6 protein-coding genes are annotated in these 7,466 nt (G+C 44.3%); 1 reads left to right on the top strand and 5 read right to left on the bottom strand.

All coding sequences use genetic code 11. The features are described 5' to 3' along the window. A partial coding sequence (locus BRO54_RS11905; RefSeq protein ID WP_161496653.1) for a 3'-5' exonuclease occupies nt 1-606 on the top strand: 606 nt, incomplete at its 5' end. An 88-nt stretch (nt 607-694) separates the two neighbouring features. Here the strand turns inward: BRO54_RS11905 and BRO54_RS11900 are convergent. The 5 genes from BRO54_RS11900 to BRO54_RS11875 form a co-directional block, all read right to left on the bottom strand. Continuing rightward, nucleotides 695-910, bottom strand: coding sequence for a DUF3006 domain-containing protein (locus tag BRO54_RS11900; protein ID WP_074044071.1), 216 nt, complete (start codon nt 908-910; stop codon nt 695-697). 11 nt (nt 911-921) lie between these two features. Further along, nucleotides 922-1,767 carry a ComEC/Rec2 family competence protein gene (locus BRO54_RS11895; RefSeq protein ID WP_074044070.1) on the bottom strand — a complete coding sequence of 282 codons (846 nt, stop codon included), beginning with the start codon at nt 1,765-1,767 and terminating at the stop codon, nt 922-924. Nucleotides 1,768-2,980: 1,213 nt separating this feature from the next. Continuing rightward, nucleotides 2,981-4,300: a replication protein gene (locus BRO54_RS11885; RefSeq protein WP_074044068.1), complete on the bottom strand. Its 1,320-nt coding sequence runs from the start codon at nt 4,298-4,300 to the stop codon at nt 2,981-2,983. Nucleotides 4,301-5,292: 992 nt separating this feature from the next. Beyond that, nucleotides 5,293-6,396, bottom strand: a complete 1,104-nt coding sequence (locus BRO54_RS11880; RefSeq protein WP_068895936.1) for a thermonuclease family protein — start codon at nt 6,394-6,396, stop codon at nt 5,293-5,295. Beyond that, nucleotides 6,393-7,463 carry a DUF4236 domain-containing protein gene (locus BRO54_RS11875; RefSeq protein WP_068895938.1) on the bottom strand — a complete coding sequence of 357 codons (1,071 nt, stop codon included), beginning with the start codon at nt 7,461-7,463 and terminating at the stop codon, nt 6,393-6,395. Before BRO54_RS11875 ends, BRO54_RS11880 begins: the two co-directional genes overlap by 4 nt. Nucleotides 7,464-7,466: the final 3 nt, after the last annotated feature.

Raw genomic sequence — 7,466 nt, 5'->3', positions numbered from 1 at the left:
GAGTTAAAAAATAGCTTTCGTTCAACTAAACAAATTATTAGCTTAGCGTATAGCTTGCAAAAACAAGATTCTCTTTATAAATCGAAGGATGAAGATTTTGTTAGTCCCGAAATTCCAAAGCATGAGGGACCGTTGCCGATTGTAGTGAAATCAAAGGATAAATATACTCATGATAGGACGGTTATTAATTTTATTCGAGAGTGGAGAGAAAAGGATCCTGACTCAATAATTGGAATTTTAGCACGCCTATGGCGTCCTTTATATCGTTTAAAATATGCATTGGATAGGGAGAAAATTAGTTTTGAAATGATTCAAAGGGAAGAAGGAAAGGTAACAACACCAGGGGTAAAGTTAACAACTTTCCACTCCGCAAAAGGGTTGGAGTTTGATGTTGTTTTCGTTATTGATCTCAACAGTGATGTAGTTCCCCTTCCTTTTGAAGAAGATGAAGTGGAAGACGAAACAGAGTATATGGATATCGAGCGGCGTCTATTGTATGTGTCTATGACAAGAGCGAAACACATGCTATATATGTTTTATTATGGAGAACCATCACCATTTCTTCTTGAAGCAGATCCTGAACTATATGAAGAAATTGAGGTATAATAAACCAATATTACCATGGATTCTATATACTAATTAGTTTATAGATTTTTCTTTTCAAAGAAGGAGCCCTTTCTTGTGTAAGGGCTCCTTAATCTTCAAACACCTCACTCATTAACTTCTCTATTTCTTTCCACCGCTTCTCAGTTTCCTTCTTATCTACCTGGAACTTTCCGTTCTTTTGCACGATCACATCGCCGGCGCGAGCGTTTTTGGGCAGTTTGCTTTTCTCAATATCGATCATCTTGCCGTCCTCAGTTTCACAAACTGCCCATTTACCTTCGAAACGATCAATGATATATTTCATTTAACTCCTCCTTAATAAATAGGTTTTACGTTAAAGGAAAGCGTTGTTCCATTGGTTGTCGCAATGATCGTTCCCTGTTTGTCTGTACGGAATACTTTTACTTTATAAGACTTTAAACGATTCAAAACCTCCGATGTCGGGTGACCATAAGCGTTCTTGCCGACCGAGATTACGGCATACGCTGGTTTCGCGGCTTTTAAAAGCGTCGCGCTGGTCGATGTTTTCGCGCCATGATGCCCTACTTTCAACACATCAGCACGTAAATCCTTTTTGGCTTTGACCATATCTGTCTCTGCCTTAGTCTCAGCATCGCCGGTAAACAGGAAAGACTTTTTGCCGTAAGTCACCTTCAAGACGGCGCTCCAGTCATTAGTATCACTGGTGCTGTATGATTTAACGGGACCAACAAACTTTGCAGTCACACCTTTGATCGGCAAGGCAACATCTGCTTTAGCAACTTTGATCGTAAGTTTTTTGTTTTTTACAGCGAGCAAGAAATCTTTATATGCTTGCGTTGTATTACCGACTTTCGGAGCGTACACGTTTTTCACTGGGAAAGCTTTGAGAACCTCATCTAGACCACCGATATGATCGGCATCGGGGTGAGTTGCAATCATAACTTCAATGTCCTTTACCTTCTGTTTTTTAAGGTAGGCGACGACATCGCTGCCATCCTTATTCCCCCCATCAATGAGGATGTCTTCGCCATTTGGCGCTTTAATGTAAATACTGTCACCTTGTCCAACATTGATGAAGTGCACATACATGTTTTTTGGGCCTGCGTCTGTTCTAACCCCTGGCAAAATTGCTACCATAAATGCAATTACAGCTACCATCAGCGCCTTGATTTTCCTCACTGAAAACTCCCCCTTTTATTTTTCAAGAAGATTATACCATCACTTAGGCTGAGAGGGAGTATAGAAAACAAACTGGAGGGGAAAAAATGTTCGATATTATCGGAAGGATAAGATGTCCGGTATGCTCAAAAATTGTCCGCCCTGGCGACAAAGTGTTCTTGGATATAATCAATACAATCATCCACCAGAGATGCTACTATCAAGGTCTGTCCCGTAAATTTCTCCCATTCAAAGACCAAGGAACATTTCAACACATGTTGCTGAAGTATCCGTTTTTACATGATGATCATGATAATGAAGAAGTTTAATTTTGTGTCAGACAAAAAAGCAAATAAATTAATTTCGCTTTTCTAAAACACGATGACATCCCGTGTCCGCAGGATCACCTGACCGAGGACAGCCGCTGTCTATATTGCCACGGGAGACATGTTTATTATTTCGGTCTGTCGCGACTCACTGTCCATCGTCTCCGGCGACCGCTAATCCACTGGGACATCTGTCGCGACACATTCCGCATCTTGTCCTCTGCCAGACAATTGCTGTCTTGACTTAAGACAGAAAACAAATTTATGTCTCCGGGTTACCTTGTTGTTCATGGTTCACCCTACCCCCTTTTGTTTTCACCAGGGACAAGTGAGAAAACAAAGGGAGTGGTCGCTGTCCTTCGATGGAATGCTTGTCGCGACACCTTGACGCAGCTGTATGTCTTATGCACAGATTTTTTGATTGATCGAGGAACAGGGACACACCCCTTGTCCTCGTCTTTTATTTGCAATATTTTTCATCATAGCGTCCTCTGCGTCACTCTGGTGTCCTCACCTCCATTCGATATTCTGATTCTAAGACTGATTTTTTATCTTATTGATAATTTTGCATTAGGAATTATGTTCTAACTAATCATATCATCATCAACCAAAATCTAACCAATAAACCTATCCCCTTTGTAGTAACTCCTAACTGCCATTTCCGACTTGCAGCTACACCTCCGAAATCAAGCCCTAAAATCCCTTTCTCCCTCCCTTTTTACAACGATCCACTTACATTTCACCCTTCATCGAAGTGAAAATCTGAAGTTTAAAACCCTCGGGACTCCCCCCACCAATCTAATGAGGTATTGGAACAAAACCAATTTGGTTTATTCTTTCTTTATGGTTGGGGGAGCAAGCAGGCTGACGCCCATAATATAAGGGCGACGAACCATTTCACGGGAACGTCAGTTCTTGACCAACCTCTTAAGCTGCTGGACACGCCGCACCGATATCTGAAGCATCATGGCCAGCTGCTTATTTGTCGCGTCAGGGTGTCGCTCCATTGCCTTCTGCAGTTGCCATGCCTTGTCCTCCGTTCGCTCCCGTTGTTCCTCGAGGTACTCCTCCCTTGTCTTCGCCCCTTGTCCCCGGCGCAACTCCCCTGTCCTCGCCCTGTCGCGTTCCCGTTTCCGCCGGCGCTTCTCATTGGCGTCAATAATGGTCTGCAAGTGTCGCTGTTCCTCCGGCGTGATGTCCAGCCATCGAATGATCGTAGAGTTCTTCAGATTATAGCCGGCGCCGGGATAGCCTTTTTTCCTCGCCTCCTCATTCGCCTTCGCATCATTCTTAGCCATCCACGCTTTCTCGGCACTTTTTGTCGCCCGGATCACCTCTTTCTCGGACAGCGGCTCCTTAAATCCAGCGTTCAGCTCTATCATCTGTTTCAGCGCCTCATCGGGATCATCAGTGAGGCAACAACTCCAGTATCGATATAAAAAACAAAACAGCTCCCTGTATCCCTTCAGATCATAATTTCTAAGCTCCGCAAGACGAATCAAATCCAGCAGCCTGGCATAGTGCAGCGTCTGGATATTATGTAGCCGGACAAGTTTCCCTTTTCTTCCTTTCTTCCCTGTCTCCGCCCTTGTCAATTCCGGCAAGTACTCATATTGCAAGTCACGGAGGACATACCTGTCGCCGTGCCGGTACTCGACGACGACCTCCCTTTTGCTCTTGGAGTTGACCGACCCGTCGATCCGGAACACCCTGGTCGGATCCAGCGACTTCTTGTCCGCCCCCACATAGCTAAGCTGTTCATAAAAATAGTTCTCTACCGCCTTCCACAGCGGCAAGGCCTTGTACGGGACCGGCTCGATCAACCAAACGCATACGATTCCGCGACCCGAGAAAATGATGAGATTAGGTTCAGGCAAGATATTGTCATGGAATACCTCGATGTCCAGCTTCCCGACCACCCACTCCGGCTCATAGCCAATCGTATGGCAATCCACATCCACATACAGAGCCCTCAGCTGCCTTATATTTTCGATTCTTCGTTGAGGCTTATAAAAGGTGTTCTGACTGAAATAGACGTCCTCTCCGAGCCATTTAGACAGTTCTAAGGCCAATTCTTTAGGCTGGTAGTGATACTGCCTCCACCTCCCGCCCGGCTCCTTCTTCGCCAGCGTAATCCACCCCGAAGCGTCACGATGCTGAAACCACACATGACGCTTTGCCCGATCCAATGGTGAAAGTTCGATATGTTCTAATTTAAAATTCTCCACAAAAAGCCCCCCATATAAGGAAACGCCACTGTGTAATCGTTATGTAGGCAACAGTGACTTATCCTTGAAAATAAACAGCATCCAAAAACATAAATGGAAAAATAGACTGATATGAAGGAAAATAGAGGTCTCTTAAAAAGAGGGATCCAAGCGATTGTTTGGTTTCGACATCTTATTACAAAATCCTTCATTTTTTCAAAAATCATCAAAATACCTATCAAAAATACTTTTTTCAAAGCTCTTTCCCCGGTCACCGGCGACCCGTAGTCTTTTGGGCCGGGAAGGGCGGTGTGATAGGCTGGACCGAGCCGGAAGGCGAGGGCTTCGGCGCTCGGGCTTGCAGTGGGGGAGCCTTTCCGGCTGCCAGCCGACCATCACACCGCCCCGGGGACCCGGACCAAAAGGAAACGGAAGCGCCGGTGCGACTACGCCTGCTGTCGATGTCTGTCGAATTTATTTTTTGTCTGACAAAAATTAAATAGCATCAGCCGCGCCGGTGCTTTGAACGGCCTCTTGGCCCTGCTTCGCACGGCCGCGGGCGGTGGGAAAGTCTGGATCGCGAGCGGCTTCTCGAGCGGCCAAGCGCCGGGCTTCCCTAGGCTCCGGCCGGATGGCCAGGGGCCAGGAGGCGGTCAGCCGGGAAGACCGGCGCGGGGATGGAATCTTTATATGAATCACAAAACTTTTGTTTATTGAAAGAAAAGATGAAATAAACGTTTATTCCTTGTTTTATTTATTTGTATAAATTTTCATTCATTTTTAACATCGTTTATTTACTTAAAGGTTTATTGCTTCAAGTAACGGTGCGATGCATTGACTTCTTCGATCACACTCCGCACGGCTGCGGATGGATGAGCCAGCGAGCGGCTTCTCGAGCAAACCGAGCGCCGGGCTTCCCCAGGCTCCGGCCGGATGGCCAGGGGCCAGGAGGCGGCCAGCCGGGAAGAGCGGCGCGGGCCTATATGAAAAAGAAACAGCCCTAAAAAGGGCTGTTATCTCTCGCATGCATAGTTATCTTTGTCCCTGTCCATTCTTGGCTGATATGCTGGATGATCAGCCGGAACACCGTTAGGATACACTTTCCGTAGTTCTGTACAGTTTTTAAAGTACTCGACACTTTCTGATGACGAGGAAGTTCCAGCTTTAGTTGAACTACTTTCTGAACTAGATGAGTTACCTGAGCTAGATGAACGATTTGCTGGCGAATTGGACGATCTTTTTTCCGTTTCTTTTGGGTCGAAATCTCCTTTCGTTGTGCCGTATTCACCATACGCCCATAGCCCACGATTCGCCTCGCGTGCTTCCCTCGCAAACTTTCTAAAATAATCGGCGTATTTCACATCAGGCGGATAAGTTGATGGCTCAGCATACCCGTCAATTACTAGCTTGGCATTAAACATTTTGGAACGTATTTCATTTTCATTCATATCATCAGTCGGAACAGATAACCAAACGATTCTAAGCAACCGTCCGTATTGGTCTGTATCTGAAACGTCTTTTTGTAAATAAACTCGTTTGCCTTCTAGTTTTGATTTTGTATATTCGCTTGCTTCTTTTCCATACTCTTCTGTTCTAGTTGTCGATTCAGGAGTATTTACGCCAATCAAACGCACCTTTCTTCCATCTGACAGCTCAAAGGTGTCACCATCAACTACTTTGCCAACAACAACCGCCTGTAACCCAAATTTTTTAATCAAGGTTTGTAACTGATCTTGTTTTTGGGCCTCTTCATTGTTCTTGCTCTGCTCATTATCAATTTCTTTTGACTGCTCATCGTCATCCTTTTTCTCTTCTTGTTTCTTGTCTTTTTCTTTCTCAGATTCATCACTTCGCACTTTGACTGACTCTTGCTTTACAGCAACTTCTTTCTCTGATGTAGCATCATCGTTTCCAACGCAAGAACCTAACGCCAAGATCAAACCGATACTCAAGATGACAGCTGGTTTTTTCGATCTAGCCCCCAATTTTTTATTGACTGTCCACTCATAAATGCCCCAAATGGCAATAGCCATACCGATTAGAAAAAGTGGGTAGTTAACAAATAATGCGATTAAGATAATCAACAAAATAATTCCTAAGCAGCCTCTCATTTTCATCGTATCTCCTCTACTAGCTTGAAACCTTTTGTTTTCAAAAACTTCATGTTGTGTTCAAATTGCTCAATCGTATCGGAGCAGTCGATATGGGTAAAATCAATCACATCCATTTTTTCTTTTAGAAACACAACAGACAAAATGCATCCATACTTTTCTTCCGCAGGCGATTCATCGTAAACATTGACGATAACTTCTTGAACAGGGAGGAGATTAAAAAACTCCCTTGCGATTCTCAGCGTACAACTGCAGACGTAATCTTGATAAAGTTGTAAGTACTTCCCCTTTGCCATATTCTTTTCTGAAACCTTCCCTGTTTTTGTTAACGTGATCACCTTTTGGGGAACGACTTCTCGATTATTGATGTCCAGTCGAGCGATAACACGTCTGGACTGATCAAATTGGTATCGCACTCTGCTCCCCATTTCTTCAATATCTTCAAATGGTTTAGCGGTATCAATAACTTCACACCAAGCCTTTAAATCATTGGCAATCACTCTCTGAGCGATTCCCTTATTTTTCCCCCATTCTTCATAAATCTCCTCATCTTCCTTGATAGCTTGATCCATACGGCTTAGCATCTGGCGTTTTTTTGCTTCAACCCGGTTAAAAAAGCGATCTCGCCAAGTCGGTTTATACTCATCAATCTGTTTTTTCAACTCTTTTACGTTTGGTCCATCTTCTTCGCCAATACGAAACGGTGGATCTGAATTTGCAATCTCCTTCCAATAGACTTTGTCGTTTGCTTCTTCGTGAACAGTAAGCAACATATCAATGTGCGCCTCATACTGTTCCACCTTATTACGAGCTTCTTCCATTGCCTTTTCTTTCTGCTGTTGATACTTGATTTGCTCGTACCTTGTCCTTTGCGGTCTTTTTTTCCTCGTGCTATATATTTGTTTTTGATAAGAAATCCCGGTCCCTGGAATACTGCTACTAACCGAAACTCCTCTTGAACTCGTATTAACCCTGAACCCTTTCCCGCCAAAAGACATACTGACGCCTTTTTTACCAATATTCATTCTGACACCCGGTGCAATCTTAACACTTTTACGAAACCGCAACCCCATTTC

Origin of the sequence: Geobacillus proteiniphilus, from assembly GCF_001908025.1 — a bacterium.
In the GTDB taxonomy this organism is placed as follows: Bacteria; Bacillota; Bacilli; order Bacillales; family Anoxybacillaceae; genus Geobacillus; species Geobacillus proteiniphilus.
This window is presented reverse-complemented; position numbering and strand designations above follow the sequence as displayed.